We start from the raw sequence: 16,247 nt of genomic DNA, 5'->3' as shown, positions 1-16,247 counted from the left end.
AGAGTCTGCGCTCAGGCCTTACGCCGGCAGGATGGCGCCTTCCAGCGTGGTGAGCTGGCTAAGGAACTGTTCCGCCTTGCTGCGAGCCTCGTCGTCCTTGGCATCAGTGGCGTCTTCCTTGGCTTCCTGGATGCGGCGCGCGAGATCGGCGCGGTCGACATCCTTCACCGCGACAGCCGATTCCGCCAGCAGCGTGCAGCCGGCCGGAACGATGTCGGCGAAGCCGCCGAACACCACATAGCGCTCTTCGCCGCCCGCCGCGGTCTTCACCGTGACGACGCCCGGCTTGATCGTGGTCATGACCGGAGCGTGATGCGCCATGACGGTCATCTCGCCTTCGGCGCCGGGAATGACGACGGATTCGACCTGCTCGGAAACGAGCAGACGCTCCGGCGAGACCAGTTCGAACTTGAAAGCTTCAGGCATGATCAATTTAGTGAGTAGGGAATAGGAACTAGGCAGTAGTAAGTGGCCCTAACCGGTCCACATTACGCAGCTGCTATTCCCCACTCACTACTGACTACTCCCTATTCCCTAAATTAAGCCGCTTCAGCCGCGAGGCGCTGTGCCTTCTCGACCGCTTCCTCGATGCCGCCGACCATGTAGAAGGCAGCTTCCGGAAGGTGATCGTAGTCGCCGTTGCAGAGGCCCTTGAAGCCCTTGATGGTGTCGGCGAGGTCGACCAGCTTGCCCGGCGCGCCGGTGAACACTTCGGCGACGAAGAACGGCTGCGACAGGAAGCGCTCGATCTTGCGGGCGCGGGCCACGGTTTGCTTGTCCTCTTCCGACAGCTCGTCCATGCCCAGGATGGCGATGATGTCCTGCAGCGACTTGTAGCGCTGGAGGATCGACTGCACCTGGCGCGCGACGCCATAATGCTCGTCGCCGACGACCAGCGGGTCGAGCATGCGCGAGGTCGAATCCAGCGGATCGACGGCCGGATAGATGCCCTTTTCGGCGATGGCGCGGTTGAGCGTCGTCGTCGCGTCAAGGTGGGCGAACGAGGTCGCCGGCGCCGGATCGGTCAAGTCGTCGGCGGGCACGTAGATGGCCTGCACGGACGTGATCGAGCCCTTGGTGGTGGTGGTGATGCGTTCCTGCAGCGCGCCCATGTCGGTGGCGAGCGTCGGCTGATAGCCCACGGCCGAAGGAATACGGCCAAGCAGAGCCGACACTTCCGAGCCAGCCTGGGTGAAGCGGAAGATGTTGTCGACGAAGAACAGCACGTCCTGGCCCTGGTCGCGGAAATATTCCGCAACCGTCAGGCCGGTCAGGCCGACGCGGGCGCGCGCGCCCGGCGGCTCGTTCATCTGGCCGTAGACGAGTGCCGCCTTGGAGCCTTCGCCGCCGCCCTTCTTGTTGACGCCGGATTCGATGAACTCGTGATAGAGATCGTTGCCTTCGCGGGTGCGCTCGCCGACGCCAGCGAACACCGAGTAACCGCCATGCGCCTTGGCGATGTTGTTGATCAGTTCCTGGATCAGCACGGTCTTGCCGACGCCGGCGCCGCCGAACAGGCCGATCTTGCCGCCCTTGGCGTAGGGCGCCAGCAGGTCGAGCACCTTAATGCCGGTGATCAGGATCTGCGCTTCCGTCGACTGCTCGACATAGGTCGGAGCCGGCTGGTGGATGGAGCGCATTTCGGTCGCGTCGACCGGGCCTTCTTCGTCGACCGGCTCGCCGATGACGTTGATGATGCGGCCGAGCATGCCCGGGCCGACCGGCACGGTGATCGGCGCGCCGGTGTCACGCACTTCCTGGCCGCGAACCAGACCTTCGGTCGAGTCCATGGCGATGCAGCGCACGGTGTTTTCACCCAGGTGCTGGGCGACTTCGAGCACCAGTCGGTTACCGACATTGGTCGTCTCGAGCGCGTTCAGGATCGCCGGCAGGTGATCGCCGAACTGCACGTCGACAACGGCGCCGATGACCTGGCGGACCTTGCCGGCAACGCCGGTTGCCTTGCTGGCCACTGCCGATGTCTTGGCAGCGGCGGCCTTCGCCGGCGCTGCTGCCTTGGCCGGGGCAGCCTTCGCGGCTGCTGCTGGAGCCTTTGCCGCCTTCACGGGGGCTGCGGTTTTCGCGGCTGCGGCCTTGGGGGCTGCCGTCTTGGATGTCGCCTTCTGGGGGGTCGCTGCTTTCGCCATCGTCTTTACCCTTTTTCGTCCTTTGTTTCTCACGCGGTCCGATCGCGGGTCGATGACCCGCGAACCGCGCCTAGAGCGCCTCGGCGCCCGAAATGATTTCGATCAGTTCCTTGGTGATCTGCGCCTGCCGCTGGCGGTTATAGGTGATCGACAGCTTGTTGATCATGTCGCCGGCGTTGCGCGTCGCATTGTCCATGGCGCTCATCTTGGCGCCCATTTCGCCGGCCACATTTTCGAGCAGCGCCCGGAAAACCTGCACGGAGATGTTGCGCGGAATGAGGTCGGAGAGGATTTCGCCCGGCTCCGGTTCATATTCGTAGACGGCGTTGCCGCCATCCGTCGCCTCGGCAGGAGCCGAAGCAACGCCGGCCGGAATGATCTGCTGCGCGGTCGGGATTTGGCTGATCACCGACTTGAACTGCGAATAGAACAGCGTGCAGATGTCGAAGCCGCCCTCATTGAAGAGGTGGATGACCTTCTTGGCGATCGCATCGGCATTGACGAAGCCGAGTGTCTTGACCTCGCGCAGATCGACGCGGTCGATGATCATCGACGCATAGTCGCGGCGCAGGATGTCGAAACCCTTCTTGCCGACGCAGATGATCTTGACCTGCTTGCCGTCCGCCAAAAGCTTGCGGATATGGTCGCGGGCAAGGCGGGCGATCTGCGAATTGAAGCCGCCGCACAGGCCGCGCTCGGCGGTGCAGACGACGAGCAGATGCACGTCATCCTTGCCGGTGCCGGTCATCAGCGCCGGGGCATCGCCGCCGCCGCCGATGGCCTGGGTGATGTTGGCCAGCACGGAACCCATGCGCTCCGAATAGGGGCGCGCCGCTTCCGCAGCCTCTTGCGCACGGCGCAGCTTCGCCGCGGCGACCATCTGCATCGCCTTGGTGATCTTCTGCGTCGCCTTGACCGAGGCGATACGGTTACGAAGGTCTTTTAATGAAGGCATGCTTCAAACCTGATCCCGTCTTGCAATTCGCTCAGGCGAAGGTCTTGGCGAAAGCGTCGATCTCGGCCTTCAGCTTGGCGCGCAGATCGTCCGACAGCGCCTTTTCCTTGCGGATGGCATCGAGGACGTCCTTGCCGGCCGAACGCATGTGGCTGAGCAGGCCATGCTCGAACTTGCCGACCTGGTTGACCGGCAGCTTGTCGAGATAGCCGTTGACGCCGGCGAAGATCACCGCGACCTGCTCTTCCGTCTTCAGCGGCGAGAACTGCGGCTGCTTCAGGAGTTCGGTCAGGCGCGATCCGCGGTTGAGCAGGCGCTGCGTGGCGGCGTCGAGATCGGAGCCGAACTGCGCGAAGGCCGCCATTTCGCGGTACTGCGCGAGCTCGCCCTTGATCGAGCCGGCAACCTGCTTCATCGCCTTGATCTGCGCGGCCGAGCCGACGCGGCTGACCGACAGGCCGACGTTCACCGCAGGACGGATGCCCTGGAAGAACAGGTTGGTTTCGAGGAATATCTGGCCGTCGGTGATCGAGATCACGTTGGTCGGGATGTAGGCCGACACGTCGTTGGCCTGCGTCTCGATGATCGGCAGCGCGGTCAGCGAACCACCGCCCAGATCGTCGTTGAGCTTGGCGGCGCGCTCGAGCAGGCGCGAGTGCAGGTAGAAGACGTCGCCCGGATAGGCTTCGCGGCCCGGCGGGCGGCGCAGCAGCAGCGACATCTGGCGATAGGCGACGGCCTGCTTCGACAGATCGTCATAGCTGATCAGCGCGTGCATGCCATTGTCGCGGAAATATTCGCCCATGGTGGCGCCAGCGAACGGCGCCAGGAACTGCATCGGTGCCGGATCGGAAGCGGTGGCGGCGACGATGATCGAGTATTCGAGCGCGCCGCGCTCTTCCAGCACCTTGACGAACTGCGCGACGGTCGAGCGCTTCTGGCCGACGGCGACATAGACGCAGTAGAGCTTTTCCTTCTCGGGGCCGTTGTCGTGCACCGACTTCTGGTTGAGCATCGTGTCGAGGATGATGGCGGTCTTGCCGGTCTGGCGATCGCCGATGACCAGCTCGCGCTGGCCGCGACCGACCGGGATCAACGCATCGATGGCCTTGAGGCCGGTCGACATCGGCTCGTTCACCGACTTGCGCGGGATGATGCCGGGCGCCTTGACGTCGACGCGCTTGCGCTCGACTGCCTTGATCGGACCCTTGCCGTCGATCGGATTGCCGAGCGCATCGACAACGCGGCCGAGCAGGCCGGGGCCGACGGGGACGTCGACGATCGCGCCGGTGCGCTTGACGATATCGCCTTCCTTGATGTCGCGGTCGGCGCCGAAGATGACGACGCCGACATTGTCGGCTTCGAGGTTGAGCGCCATGCCGCGGATGCCGCCGGGGAATTCGACCATTTCGCCGGCCTGGACATTGTCGAGGCCGTAGACACGGGCGATACCGTCACCGACGGACAGCACCTGTCCGACTTCGGAGACCTCGGCCTCCTTGCCGAAATTCTTGATCTGGTCTTTCAGAATTGCGGAAATTTCCGCGGCGCGGATGTCCATCAGCCGACCTCTTTCAGTGCAAGCTTGAGCGAATTGAGTTTGGTTTTGAGCGACGTATCGATCTGGCGCGAGCCCATCTTGACCACCAGCCCGCCGAGCAGCGACGGATCGACGGTGACGGAGATGGCCACGTCCTTGCCGGCAACGCTCTTCAGCGCCGCCTTGAGTTCGGTCTGCTGGGCAGCCGTCAGCTCGTGCGCCGACGTCACTTCAGCAGCGGTCTCGCCACGATGTTCGGCTGATATCTGGCGGAACGCCCTGATCATGCCGGGAATGGCGAACAGCCGGCGGTTGCGGGCGACGACGCGCAGGAAATTGCCAGTGAGGCCGGCAATCCCCGCCTTGTCGGCAATCGCCGCAATGGCCTTCGCCTGGTCCTCGCTGGAGAACACCGGGCTATTGATCAGCCGGCTGAGATCAGCGCTGCCCGCGAGCATGGCTTCGAAACTGTTGAGGTCGGCTTCGACCTTGGCCACGGAATTTGCCTGCAGGGCGAGTTCGAACAGCGAACCCGCATAGCGTTCTGCGACACCTGAGATTGGCGATGACGATTGAGCCACGGACCGTCTTTTCTCTTGTCTGACAGGCCGTAGATTGTTGGCGCGAGCAAAAACTCTGGCTAAATCTTTGACCTTACTGCATTTTTTCGAGCACGGAGGCGCGGCTTCCGCTATCCCCGGCCGAAAGTCGATTGCCGTCTAGCACAGGCATTTTAAGACCGCAATGCGTCGTTCCGCATGGTTTTCAGGCACTATTGTCGCATCCGGGGAAAGTCACCCGTCTTCCATCGCGGAATACCCAACGATTCAAGGCAGAAAGCCGAAGGCAAAGGCGAGCGGCAACGCCGCCAGGACCAATTCCAGCACAATGGAAACCCAATTGAAAGGCGTGTTGGCGCCATCAGACATCATCGACAGCAGCCGGCCGAAGGCGGTGAACAACCAGGAAAAGCCGAGCGCCATGTAGATCAGCGGCTGCGCCAGCAGGATACAGCACAGGCCGACACCGAGATAAAAGCCCGACATCCTGCCGCGCCCCTCGGCGATCGCGGCAGCCTTCTCTGGCTTGACCTGCAAGCGCAGGGCACGGAAGGCGAGACCAGGTGCCAGAAAAAACAAAAGACCGAGCAGCACGGTGAAGACGGCGCTCGACCAGGCCAGCCATTCGCCCTGGCTCGTCGGCCATGGAAGCGCAAAATCCATCTCGTCCCCTCGAAATGCCTGTTTTGAAATTCCGGGCATTCTAGCGAAGGAAAGAAAGGACGCCAGATGGAGTCCGGCAATTTGCGGAAGCCTGTCAGCCCAGCGTGAATTCGACCGCCGCCTCGGCATGGATGCGCGTTGTGTCGAAGACCGGAACGTCGAAGTCCTGCTGGCCGATGAGCATGGTGATCTCGGTGCAGCCCATGATGACGCTGTCGGCCGCCTCTTCGCGGCGCAGGCGCTCGGTCTCGGCTATGTAAGCCGCCTTTGAAGTCTCCTTGACGATGCCTTGGCACAGTTCCTCATAGATGACACGATGGACCATGTCGCGCCCGGCCGCATCCGGCACCACAGGGCTCAATCCAAATCTGTCGGCGAGCCGGCCCTTGTAGAAGTCCTGCTCCATGGTGAAGCGCGTCGCCAGCAGCGCCGGCCGCTGCATGCCGGCGCGCTTGACCGCCACCGCCGTGGCGTCGGCGATGTGGATCAGCGGGATCGACACCGACGCCTGCACCTCATCGGCCAGCCTGTGCATGGTGTTGGTGCACAAAAGCAGACCTTCCGCGCCGCCGGCCTCGAGTTTGCGCGCTGCTTCGACGAGAAGCACGCCGGCGCCGTCCCAGTCGCCGTGATGCTGCCGCTCGGCGATCTCTGCAAAATCGAAGGACCACAGCAGGAGTTTGGCAGAATGCAAGCCGCCCAGCCGCTCGCGCACGATCTCGTTGAGCAGGCGATAGTAGATGGCGGTCGATTCCCAGCTCATGCCGCCCAGAAGGCCGAGGGTTTTCATAAGGGCTGTTCCTTTTCCTGGGCGATCCCCGATACTATAAACACATGAGAGCATAAGGAGGTCGCAGTGAAAACTGTTGAGCTTCGGCAGGCCAAGGTGGGGCTCTCGGCAATCGTCGGGGCCGCAGGAAACGGCGAGCCAACCATTATCACGAGAAACGGCAAGCCGACCGCCATGGTCATTCCGGTTGCTGAGGGGCGAAAGCTTTATCCGCAAGACAGCCAGAAAAACTTCGGGGACTTTTTGCTTCGGTATCCGGGCGGCATCGAACTTGAGCGAAATGAATCGCCATTGAGGGACGTCGAATTTTGATCCGCTCTCTATAAGCTCATTTACCGAGAGTGGCCGGCGGCGTTCAACTCACAAAAAGCTCTGCGGATCAATATCGACCTGCACCCTGACCGAACCGCGCTGTTTTGGCCCGTTGGCCAGCATGGCCCTGATAAAACCTTGCATATCGGCGCGCCGCTCGCCCTGGATCAGCAGGCGGAAGCGATGGCGGCCGCCGAGCAGTGACAGCGGCGCCTCCGCCGGGCCGAGCACGAACAAATCCGTCGCCTCGGGCGCGGCGCGGCGCAGGCCACGTGCATGGCCTTCGGCTTCAGCCCGCGTCACCGCACTAACGATGACGCCTGCGAGCCGGCCGAAGGGCGGCAGTGCGGCCCGTTCGCGCTCGGCGATCTCACGTTCGTAAAACGCCTCGGCGTCGCCCGAGACGATCGCCCGCATCACCGGGTGGTCGGGCTGAAAAGTCTGCAGCAGGCCAAGGCTCTTCTTGCCGGTGCGGCCGGCGCGGCCGGTGACCTGGCTGAGCAGCTGAAATGTGCGCTCGGCGGCGCGCGGATCGCCATTGGCAAGGCCAAGATCGGCATCGACGACGCCGACCAGGGTCATGTTGGGAAAGTTGTGGCCCTTGGCGACGAGCTGCGTGCCGATGACGATGTCGGCCTCGCCATCGGCGATCGCCTCCAGCTCCAGCCGCAGCCGCCTTACGCCGCCCATCAGGTCCGACGACAAGACGATGGTGCGCGCGTCGGGAAAATGCGTAACGACCTCTTCGGCGATCCGCTCGACACCTGGCCCGCAGGCGACCAGATGATCGAGCGTGCCGCATTCCGGGCAGGCTTCGGGGCGGCGCTCATTGTGCCCGCAATGATGGCAGACCAGCTGGCCGCGAAAACGATGCTCGACCAGCCAGGCCGAGCAGACCGGGCAGCCGAAGCGGTGGCCGCAGACCCGGCACAGCGTCAGCGGCGCATAGCCGCGCCGGTTGAGGAACAGCAGCGACTGCTCCTGCCTCTCCAGCGTCTGGCGCATCTGGTCGAGCAGCACCGGCGACAGGAAACCGCCACGCGCCGGCGGCGCGCGCCGCATGTCGACCGCCTTCAGATGCGGAAGCGCCGCCTCGGCGAAGCGAGCGGAAAGCACCGCTCTGTTGTATTTACCTTGGCTGGCATTGACCCGGCTTTCAACCGATGGCGTCGCCGACGCCAGCACGACCGGAAAGCTGCCGATATGGCCGCGCACCACCGCCATATCGCGCGCATTGTAGAAGACGCGGTCCTCCTGCTTGTAGGCAGGGTCGTGCTCCTCGTCGACGACGATCAGGCCAAGCTCCTTGAACGGCAGGAACAGCGCCGAACGCGCACCGGCGACGACCCGCACGCCGCCTTCCGCCACTTGCCGCCAAACCCGCTCGCGCATCCGCGGCGGCAGGTCGGAATGCCATTCACCCGGCTTGGCGCCGAAGCGCTGCTGGAAGCGCTCGAGAAAGGCATGCGTCAGCGCGATTTCCGGCAGCAGGATCAGCACCTGCCTGCCCTGGTCGAGCGCAGCCGCCACCGCTTCGAAATAAACCTCCGTCTTACCTGATCCGGTGACGCCGTCGAGCAGCGCGACGTTGAACACGCCGGCTGCGACATTGGCGCGCAGCATCTGCGCCGCGGCGCTCTGGTCCGGCATCAGTTCCGGTGTGGCGTAGGCGGGATCGGGCGCGGCCACCACCGGGCGCGGCGGGATCATCACGGTCTCGAACACGCCTTGCGCCCTCAGGCCGTCGATCACCGTCGACGACACGCCGGCGGCGTGAGCGAGGCCGGAGCGCGTCCAGGCAAGGCCGCCTTCGGCCGTCTCCAGCACGCGCTGCCTGGCGCTCGTCATCCGGTCGGGTGCGAGAAGCGTGCGCTGCAATCCCTCGATCCACGGTTCGGGGTCGAAAGCCTCCGGCGCCCTGAGCAGCATGCGCGCCACCATGCCCGGCGGCGACAGCGTGTACTGCGCCACCCAGTCGACGAAGCGGCGCATCGCGCGGTCGATCGGCGGGCAGTCGAAAACCTGTTCGATGGGGCGCAGCTTTTTCGCGTCGACCTTCTCGACCGCGCCATCCCAGACGATGCCGGCGACCTGGCGCGGACCGAGCGGCACGCGCACGATCGAGCCCGGCACCACGCGCATGCCGGCCGGCACGGCATAGGTGTAGGGGCGTTCGGCGGGCATCGGCACCAGCACCGGTGCGGCTGCGACAAAGGGCGAATCTTCGATCATGAGGCGTGACCTTGCCCTGACTTTGGTCTAGATCAAAGGCCGACCCCGAATGTGCATGACATGCACATGAAAATCTTCAGGAGACCCGCCATGAAATTTTTTGTCGACACCGCCGACGTCAAGGATATCCGTGAGCTGAACGATCTGGGGCTGCTCGACGGCGTCACCACCAATCCGTCGCTGATCCTCAAATCCGGCGGCAAGATCGCCGAGGTCACCAAAGAGATTTGCGACATCGTCAAGGGTCCGGTCTCGGCTGAAGTCACCGCCACCGAATATTCCGAGATGATGCAGCAGGCCAAGGTTCTGGCCAAGATCGCCGACAATGTCTGCATCAAGGTGCCGCTGACGCTGGACGGGCTCAAGGCCTGCAAGACGATCCGCACCGAGATGAACCGCCTGGTCAACGTCACGCTGTGCTTTTCGGCCAACCAGGCGCTGCTGGCGGCCAAGGCCGGTGCCTCGTTCATCTCGCCCTTCGTCGGCCGCGTCGACGACATCGGCATCGACGGCATGGAGCTGATCCAGGAGATCAGGCAGATCTACGACAATTACGATTTCCAGACCGAGATCCTGGTCGCTTCGGTGCGCACCGTGAACCATGTCAAGCAGGCGGCACTCATCGGCGCCGATGTCGTGACCGCGCCGCCGGCGACCCTGAAGGCACTGGTCAAGCACCCGCTGACCGACAAGGGCCTGGAACAGTTCCTTGCCGACTGGGCAAAAACCGGCCAGAAGATCGGCTGAGAATGGCGATCGGCTAAAGCCAATTCGCTTGTGATGAAAAGGCCGGGCAACCGGCCTTTTTCATGTGCGCTCCAAGCAGACTGCCGCTCAATCCGCGCCGTCACCCTCGGGCGCGCTCGCCGGCTGGCGCCGGCCCATGATGATTTCGCGCTTGCCGACATGGTTGGGTGTGCCGACCAGGCCTTCCTTTTCCATACGCTCGACCAGGGACGCAGCGCGGTTGTAGCCGATGCCGAGGCGCCGCTGGATGTAGGACGTCGAGCATTTCTTGTCGCGCACCACCACCTTCACCGCCTCGTCGTAGATCGCGTCGCTGTCTTCGGCTGCAACGGATCCCTTGTCGAAGACCGTGCCCTGATCGTCTTCGATTTCTTCCTCGTCCTCATCGGCCGTCACGGTTTCCAGATATTCAGGGCGCCCTTGCGCCTTGAGATGCGCGACGACATGCTCGACCTCCGCGTCGGAAACAAACGGCCCATGCACGCGGGAAATGCGCCCGCCGCCCATCATGTGCAGCATGTCGCCCTGGCCAAGCAATTGTTCGGCGCCTTGCTCGCCCAGGATTGTGCGGCTGTCGATCTTCGATGTCACCTGGAAGGAAATCCGGGTTGGAAAGTTGGCCTTGATCGTGCCCGTGATGACATCGACCGAGGGGCGCTGCGTTGCCATGATCAGGTGAATGCCGGCAGCGCGCGCCATCTGCGCCAGTCGCTGGATCGCGCCTTCGATCTCCTTGCCGGCGACCATCATCAGGTCGGCCATCTCGTCGACGATGACGACAATGTAGGGCATCGGCGCAAGGTCGATTTCCTGCTGTTCGAAAAGCGGTTCGCCGGTGCCCTTTTCGAAGCCGGTCTGCACGGTCATGACGACCGTCTCGCCCTTGTCGCGGGCAGCGGCGGCACGCTCGTTGTAGCCGTCGATGTTGCGCACACCGAGCCGCGCCATCTTGCGATACCGGTCCTCCATCTCGCGCACCGCCCATTTGAGCGCCGTCACGGCTTTCTTGGGATCCGTGACGACGGGCGTCAGCAGATGCGGGATGCCGTCATAGACGGAGAGTTCAAGCATCTTGGGATCGACCATGATCAGCCGGCATTCTTCCGGCTTCAGCCGGTAGAGCAATGACAGGATCATGGTGTTGATGGCAACCGACTTGCCGGAGCCGGTGGTTCCGGCCACCAGCAAATGCGGCATCTTCGCCAGCTCGGCGATGACCGGCTCGCCGCCGATCGTCTTGCCGAGACAAAGCGCCAGCTTGCAGCTGGTCTTGCGAAAGCCTTCCGATTCGATCAACTCCCGGAAATAGACGGTTTCGCGCGTTTCGTTCGGGAGCTCGATGCCGATGACGTTGCGGCCAGGCACGACGGCGACGCGCGCCGAAATCGCCGACATGGAGCGGGCGATATCGTCTGCAAGCCCGATGACGCGAGAAGATTTGACGCCCGGCGCCGGCTCGAACTCATAGAGCGTGACGACCGGGCCTGGGCGAACATGAATGATCTCGCCACGCACGCCGAAGTCCTCGAGCACGCTTTCCAGCAGATCGGCGTTCTGCTCGAGCCGCTCCTGCGACATGTAGAAGCCTTGTCCCTCCGGTGGCTGCTGCAACAGCTCTTCCGAGGGAAGCTCATAGGGATCGCCTGCGGTTGACAGCACGACCTTTCCAGCCCCAGGCAAGCGCGCGGAGCGGGCGCCAACGGCCCTGGCAGGGACGTTCACACTTGGCGCGGCCGACACGGAAACGGCATCGCTTTTGGCGGCTGGGATTGCGACAGCCTGGACCGGCGACGGCGCATTGCTCGCCGGCACGCCAGGTTGGGCGACGGTCCGGTTCGAATTGGCCGGCCAAACATCCGGCAACGGCTTCAAGACCTGGCCCGGAAGGCAGTCGATGACACGAAACAATGCGGTGGCATCGGTCCCTGTCGTCGGGCGAATGTCGATCGGCATAGTGGTCACTGGCGCCACGGCGACCGGTGCAGGCGACGCTGGACCGGTCTGCCGGGCCGGCGACGAAACGTCGACCAGATAGGGTGCCATGGCCTCGAAGAAGGCATGATCCGAAAGATATGGCCAGCGCAGCCTTTCGGAAGTGGTCGTTTTGGCGCCCGGAGCAACGGACGCACGCGCGGATGCCCGTGCCGTAGCGACCGACCTCGGCGGCACCGGCGCAACGGCTGGCACCTTCTCCCTGGCGCGCCCCGGGGCAACAAAAGCAGCAGCCGGCGGTGATGACCCTTGCGAGGCGTGGCCGGCCAGCGGCTGGGAAGCAGGGCTTTTCACCGAAGCCGGCAATGCCAGTAGCGAAGGCGCGGAAGACGCCCCGTTGATCATGGATTGAGCAACGGCTTGCTCTGCTGGGCGCGTCGCGGCGTGTTCGACAACACGCTCGTGCGGCGGACGATGCTTCCTGGCCTCATAGTCCGGCGTGCGTGTAAAACGCACGTTGGGTGCAAGGAAGAAATATTCCTGCCAGGCAGGGCTCTCGATATCGCCGATTTTCGAAGGCGTATCGTCCGAGCCACCCCGCGGCTCCATATAGGGCCGCTTGTTGCCGCCGAGATCGACCACCGGTGCGGAATAGCCGGCCCGGCGTGTGGTGGGCTGCCGGCCGTCCGGCTCCTTGCGAGCCGGACGATCAAGGTCGCCTGCCGCGGAAGAACTTCGCTGACCACCCCTGTCGCCGATGCTCTCCAAGCGCTTCCCCTCGGGGCCATCAGGCAATGCAGCCGTCGATAAATTGACCCGGGAAAAACGCTTGGCTTCCATTCTCAAGACTCACTTTGAAATGTCTGCCGAGCAATAGGGAGCGATTGGTTAACAGTTGCTTCCCGGATGGATCGCCGACCATCCTGGGCACCAAAATCTTCGTGGTGGTCTGCGAGCGACACGGCACGATCGTCGTCTCGCCGCATCCACGCTGGTGGCGCGATCTACTCGCCGTGCCGCAGCAGCTCGATGGGTCTTCGGACAATCTCTGTTCGAGAATCTGGTCATGATCCCACGATCACCCCATCGTGCCTGGAGCCAGACCGTTTCCGTGAAGCGATGAGGTGCGCTAGCCGGTCTTGCCGTGCCGGACAAGGTCCTGGGCAATGGACAGCTGCAGCGCTTCCGCCAACTCTCGCGCAGCGCGATTCTCGGCGTCGATCTGCGCCCGGTATGCGGCGAATTCCTGACGCGGCCTGTCGAAGGACGAGGTGATCGAACGTTTGCCGGATGCGATCACCACGCCGGTCTTCGCATCGGCCAGCGTATAGCTGCCAGTCAGCGTCACGGAACCAGCGGTCGGTTCGTCTTCATCCGTTCCGACCTGCACGAGTGCCGCGGACTCGACCGCTTCGGTCACGCCGAGATTGAGCGAATATGCCGGCGAGGCCGGCTCGCCGGCGCCTCGTCCAAACCCGAAAATCAGATTGTTGCGCACCTGTTGGCCGTAACGCGTATTGACCGGCTTGATGCCGATCAACGCCAGTTCGGCACTGGCACTGGCCTGCGAACCCGACAGTGGCGCGCTCGAATAGAGCGGCCGCACCGTGCAGGCCGAGACAAGCGCGAGCGAACCTATCAGGCCGGCAAGCGCTATGCGGCGCAGCAAATGGCTCAACTCTGTCTTTTCCCGATCAGGCAACGACATTGACGATCCTCTGCGGCACGATGATCACCTTGCGCGGAGCCTTCCCTTCGAGTGCTTTCTGCACGAAGTCGAGAGCCAATACCGCTTTTTCGACCGCACCTTGGTCCGCGTCGCGGGCAATTGTCAAATCCCCCCGCTTCTTGCCGTTGACCTGTACCGGATAGGTGACTTCGTTGTCGACGACCAGCGCCGGATCGAAGACCGGCCAAGGCCGTTCGGCAACGAGATCGGTGCCGCCAAGCGCTGCCCAGCACTCCTCGGCCAGATGCGGCATGACCGGCGCTATCAGATGCACGAGAATCTCCACCGCCTGCCGGCAGGCGCCTTTCAGCGCTGCATCGGCCTTGCCTTCGGCCACCTCGTTGAGCGGCGTGGTCAGCGCGTTGGCCAGTTCGTAGATGCGGGCGATAGCGCGGTTGAAGGCGAGCTTCTCGATATCCTCTCCGACCGCCTTCAGTATCTTGTGCGCGGCCTTGGAAACCACCGCGGCCTCACCGCTGCTGGCCGCCACGGGCTTGATGCCGGCCAGTGTTTCGGCCGCCGTCGACACCAGTCGCCAGATGCGCTGGATGAAGCGATGCGCACCGGCAGCGCCATCGTCGGTCCACTCGACATCGCGCTCGGGAGGAGAATCCGACAGCATGAACCAGCGCGCCGTATCGGCGCCGTAGCCATCGGTGATGTCTTCCGGGCTCACCGTGTTCTTCTTCGATTTCGACATCTTTTCCAGCGGACCGATGGTGACGGCCTCGCCGGTGGCGATGTCGATGGCGCTGCGCTTGCCGTCGACATCCTCCAACCGAACTTCGGTGGGCGCCAGCCAGCGGCCATTCGATGCCGAGCCGACGCGATAGGTTTCGTGCACCACCATGCCTTGCGTGAACAGGCCCTTGAACGGCTCGGCCAGATCGACCTGGCCGGCCTCGCGCATGGCGCGGGTGAAGAAGCGCGAATAGAGCAGATGCAGGATCGCGTGCTCGATCCCGCCAATATACTGGTCGACCGGCAGCCATTCGTTGGCCGCCCTGGGATCGGTCGGTTCATGCGCCCACGGCGCGGTGAAGCGGGCGAAGTACCACGACGAATCGACGAACGTGTCCATCGTGTCGGTTTCGCGCCGCGCATCCCTGCCGCATTGCGGACATTTCACATGGCGCCATGTCGGATGCCGGTCGAGCGGATTGCCCGGGCGATCGAAATCGACATCGTCGGGCAGCTTCACCGGCAGGTCCGCCTTCGGCACCGGCACCACGCCGCAAGCCTCGCAATGAATCATCGGGATCGGGCATCCCCAGTAGCGCTGGCGCGAAATGCCCCAGTCACGCAGGCGGAAATTCACCTTGCGCTCGGCCATCGGCCGGTTGCCGATCGTCTTCTGCTCCAGCAGTTTGGCGACCTCGTCGAAAGCCTGATCCGGCTTCATGCCGTCGAGAAAGCGCGAATTGATCATCACGCCGTCATCGACATAGGCTTCATCGATGATCTGGAACGTCGCCGGATTCTCGCCTTCCGGCATCACCACCGGAATCACCGGCAGGCCGTATTTGTTGGCGAAGTCGAGGTCGCGCTGGTCGCCGGACGGACAGCCGAAAATGGCGCCGGTGCCGTATTCCATCAGCACGAAATTGGCGACATAGACAGGCAGCATCCAGTTGTCGTCAAACGGATGGACGACGCGGATGCCGGTGTCGAAACCCTTCTTCTCAGCTGTCTCCAGCGCCGCCACCGAGGTGCCCATATGGCCGATATCCTCGATGAACTTCGCCAGCGCCGGATTGTGCGCAGCGGCCTTCCTGGCCAACGGATGATCGGCGGCGACAGCCATGAAGGAAGCGCCGAAGATGGTGTCGGGCCTTGTCGTATAGACTTCCAGCTCATGCTCGCCATCAGAGGCGTCGGCCAGAGGCCAGCGGATCAGCAGGCCTTCCGAGCGGCCGATCCAGTTCTGCTGCATCAGCTTCACTTTTTCCGGCCATTCGTCGAGGCCGTCGAGCGAATCCAGCAGATCCTGGGCGAAGTCGGTGATCTTGAAGAACCACTGCGTCAGTTCGCGCTGTTCGACCAGCGCGCCCGAGCGCCAGCCGCGTCCATCGATGACCTGCTCGTTGGCGAGCACGGTCATGTCCTCCGGATCCCAGTTGACCTTGGAGGATTTGCGCGTCACCAGCCCCTTCTCGACAAAATCGAGGAACAGCATCTGCTGGCGGTGGTAATAGTCGACGTCACAGGTGGCGAATTCGCGCGCCCAGTCCAGCGACAGGCCCATGACCTTGAGCTGCTCGCGCATGGTGGCGATGTTCTGGTAGGTCCACTCCTTGGGATGGACCTTGTTCTGCATCGCCGCGTTTTCGGCCGGCATGCCGAAGGCGTCCCAGCCCATCGGATGCAGCACGTTGAAGCCCTTGGCCCGTTTGTAGCGCGCCACCACGTCGCCCATCGTGTAATTGCGGGTATGACCGATATGGATGCGCCCCGACGGATAGGGGAACATCTCCAGCACATAGTATTTCGGGCGCGGATCGTCATTGTGCGCTTCGAACAGCTTCTTGGCGTCCCAGGCCTTCTGCCATTTGGGCTCTGACGCGCGCGGATTGTATCGTTCGGTTGCCATGGGACGTTTTTCACTTAAAAGCAGGCGCGAACTGCGGGCGATGGCTCGGC

Annotated in this window: 13 protein-coding genes; 2 read left to right on the top strand and 11 right to left on the bottom strand. The window is 63.4% G+C overall.

What is annotated here, in order from left to right; all coding sequences use genetic code 11:
* Positions 1-18: 18 nt before the first annotated feature.
* From X735_RS148795 to X735_RS148825, 7 genes are all read right to left on the bottom strand, one after another.
* Complete coding sequence (locus tag X735_RS148795) at positions 19-426, bottom strand: F0F1 ATP synthase subunit epsilon (RefSeq protein ID WP_023811759.1); 408 nt, start codon at positions 424-426, stop codon at positions 19-21.
* A gap of 113 nt (positions 427-539) precedes the next feature.
* The gene (gene atpD, locus X735_RS148800) at positions 540-2,147 is read right to left on the bottom strand and encodes a F0F1 ATP synthase subunit beta (RefSeq protein ID WP_023811758.1); all 1,608 of its coding nucleotides are present in this window, start codon (positions 2,145-2,147) and stop codon (positions 540-542) included.
* 70 nt (positions 2,148-2,217) lie between these two features.
* On the bottom strand, positions 2,218-3,102 hold the full coding sequence (locus X735_RS148805) for a F0F1 ATP synthase subunit gamma (RefSeq protein WP_023811757.1): 885 nt from the start codon (positions 3,100-3,102) through the stop codon (positions 2,218-2,220).
* A gap of 31 nt (positions 3,103-3,133) precedes the next feature.
* Positions 3,134-4,663, bottom strand: a complete 1,530-nt coding sequence (atpA, locus tag X735_RS148810; RefSeq protein ID WP_023811756.1) for a F0F1 ATP synthase subunit alpha — start codon at positions 4,661-4,663, stop codon at positions 3,134-3,136.
* Complete coding sequence (locus X735_RS148815; RefSeq protein WP_023811755.1) at positions 4,663-5,223, bottom strand: F0F1 ATP synthase subunit delta; 561 nt, start codon at positions 5,221-5,223, stop codon at positions 4,663-4,665. The genes atpA and X735_RS148815 overlap by 1 nt, the downstream gene beginning before the upstream one ends.
* A gap of 246 nt (positions 5,224-5,469) precedes the next feature.
* Complete coding sequence (locus X735_RS148820) at positions 5,470-5,865, bottom strand: DUF4345 family protein (protein ID WP_013529034.1); 396 nt, start codon at positions 5,863-5,865, stop codon at positions 5,470-5,472.
* A 94-nt stretch (positions 5,866-5,959) separates the two neighbouring features.
* Positions 5,960-6,655, bottom strand: coding sequence for an aspartate/glutamate racemase family protein (locus X735_RS148825; protein ID WP_023811754.1), 696 nt, complete (start codon positions 6,653-6,655; stop codon positions 5,960-5,962).
* A 66-nt stretch (positions 6,656-6,721) separates the two neighbouring features.
* Here X735_RS148825 and X735_RS148830 point away from each other — a divergent pair, with 66 nt between their 5' ends.
* Positions 6,722-6,967: a type II toxin-antitoxin system Phd/YefM family antitoxin gene (locus X735_RS148830; RefSeq protein ID WP_023811753.1), complete on the top strand. Its 246-nt coding sequence runs from the start codon at positions 6,722-6,724 to the stop codon at positions 6,965-6,967.
* 48 nt (positions 6,968-7,015) lie between these two features.
* Here X735_RS148830 and X735_RS148835 read toward each other — a convergent pair whose 3' ends face one another.
* Positions 7,016-9,199, bottom strand: a complete 2,184-nt coding sequence (locus tag X735_RS148835; RefSeq protein WP_023811752.1) for a primosomal protein N' — start codon at positions 9,197-9,199, stop codon at positions 7,016-7,018.
* A 90-nt stretch (positions 9,200-9,289) separates the two neighbouring features.
* On the opposite strand from X735_RS148835, the gene fsa reads away from it, so the two are divergent.
* Positions 9,290-9,946: a fructose-6-phosphate aldolase gene (gene fsa, locus X735_RS148840; protein WP_023811751.1), complete on the top strand. Its 657-nt coding sequence runs from the start codon at positions 9,290-9,292 to the stop codon at positions 9,944-9,946.
* Positions 9,947-10,033: 87 nt separating this feature from the next.
* Here the strand turns inward: fsa and X735_RS148845 are convergent, their stop codons facing one another.
* The 3 genes from X735_RS148845 to leuS form a co-directional block, all read right to left on the bottom strand.
* Positions 10,034-12,718 (bottom strand): DNA translocase FtsK, encoded by a 2,685-nt coding sequence (locus X735_RS148845; RefSeq protein WP_023811750.1) that lies wholly within the window; start codon positions 12,716-12,718, stop codon positions 10,034-10,036.
* Positions 12,719-13,007: 289 nt separating this feature from the next.
* Positions 13,008-13,586, bottom strand: a complete 579-nt coding sequence (gene lptE, locus X735_RS148850) for an LPS assembly lipoprotein LptE (RefSeq protein ID WP_023811749.1) — start codon at positions 13,584-13,586, stop codon at positions 13,008-13,010.
* Entirely contained in the window at positions 13,573-16,197 is a 2,625-nt protein-coding gene (gene leuS, locus X735_RS148855) for a leucine--tRNA ligase (RefSeq protein ID WP_023811748.1), read from the bottom strand. The genes lptE and leuS overlap by 14 nt, the downstream gene beginning before the upstream one ends.
* Between the last annotated feature and the right edge of the window lie 50 nt (positions 16,198-16,247).

This window comes from Mesorhizobium sp. L2C084A000 (assembly GCF_000502875.1).
In the GTDB taxonomy this organism is placed as follows: Bacteria; Pseudomonadota; Alphaproteobacteria; order Rhizobiales; family Rhizobiaceae; genus Mesorhizobium.
The sequence above is the reverse complement of the archived record's forward strand: the minus strand, read 5'-3'. Positions and strand labels throughout refer to the sequence as shown.

Bases quoted from the DNA above. Each gene is read 5' to 3' on its own strand.
- lptE (WP_023811749.1), bottom strand. From the start codon at position 13,586: ATGTCGTTGCCTGATCGGGAAAAGACAGAGTTGAGCCATTTGCTGCGC.
- X735_RS148795 (WP_023811759.1), bottom strand. From the start codon at position 426: ATGCCTGAAGCTTTCAAGTTCGAACTGGTCTCGCCGGAGCGTCTGCTC.
- atpD (WP_023811758.1), bottom strand. From the start codon at position 2,147: ATGGCGAAAGCAGCGACCCCCCAGAAGGCGACATCCAAGACGGCAGCC.
- X735_RS148825 (WP_023811754.1), bottom strand. From the start codon at position 6,655: ATGAAAACCCTCGGCCTTCTGGGCGGCATGAGCTGGGAATCGACCGCC.
- X735_RS148805 (WP_023811757.1), bottom strand. From the start codon at position 3,102: ATGCCTTCATTAAAAGACCTTCGTAACCGTATCGCCTCGGTCAAGGCG.
- X735_RS148835 (WP_023811752.1), bottom strand. From the start codon at position 9,199: ATGATCGAAGATTCGCCCTTTGTCGCAGCCGCACCGGTGCTGGTGCCG.
- leuS (WP_023811748.1), bottom strand. From the start codon at position 16,197: ATGGCAACCGAACGATACAATCCGCGCGCGTCAGAGCCCAAATGGCAG.
- atpA (WP_023811756.1), bottom strand. From the start codon at position 4,663: ATGGACATCCGCGCCGCGGAAATTTCCGCAATTCTGAAAGACCAGATC.
- fsa (WP_023811751.1), top strand. From the start codon at position 9,290: ATGAAATTTTTTGTCGACACCGCCGACGTCAAGGATATCCGTGAGCTG.
- X735_RS148845 (WP_023811750.1), bottom strand. From the start codon at position 12,718: ATGGAAGCCAAGCGTTTTTCCCGGGTCAATTTATCGACGGCTGCATTG.
- X735_RS148820 (WP_013529034.1), bottom strand. From the start codon at position 5,865: ATGGATTTTGCGCTTCCATGGCCGACGAGCCAGGGCGAATGGCTGGCC.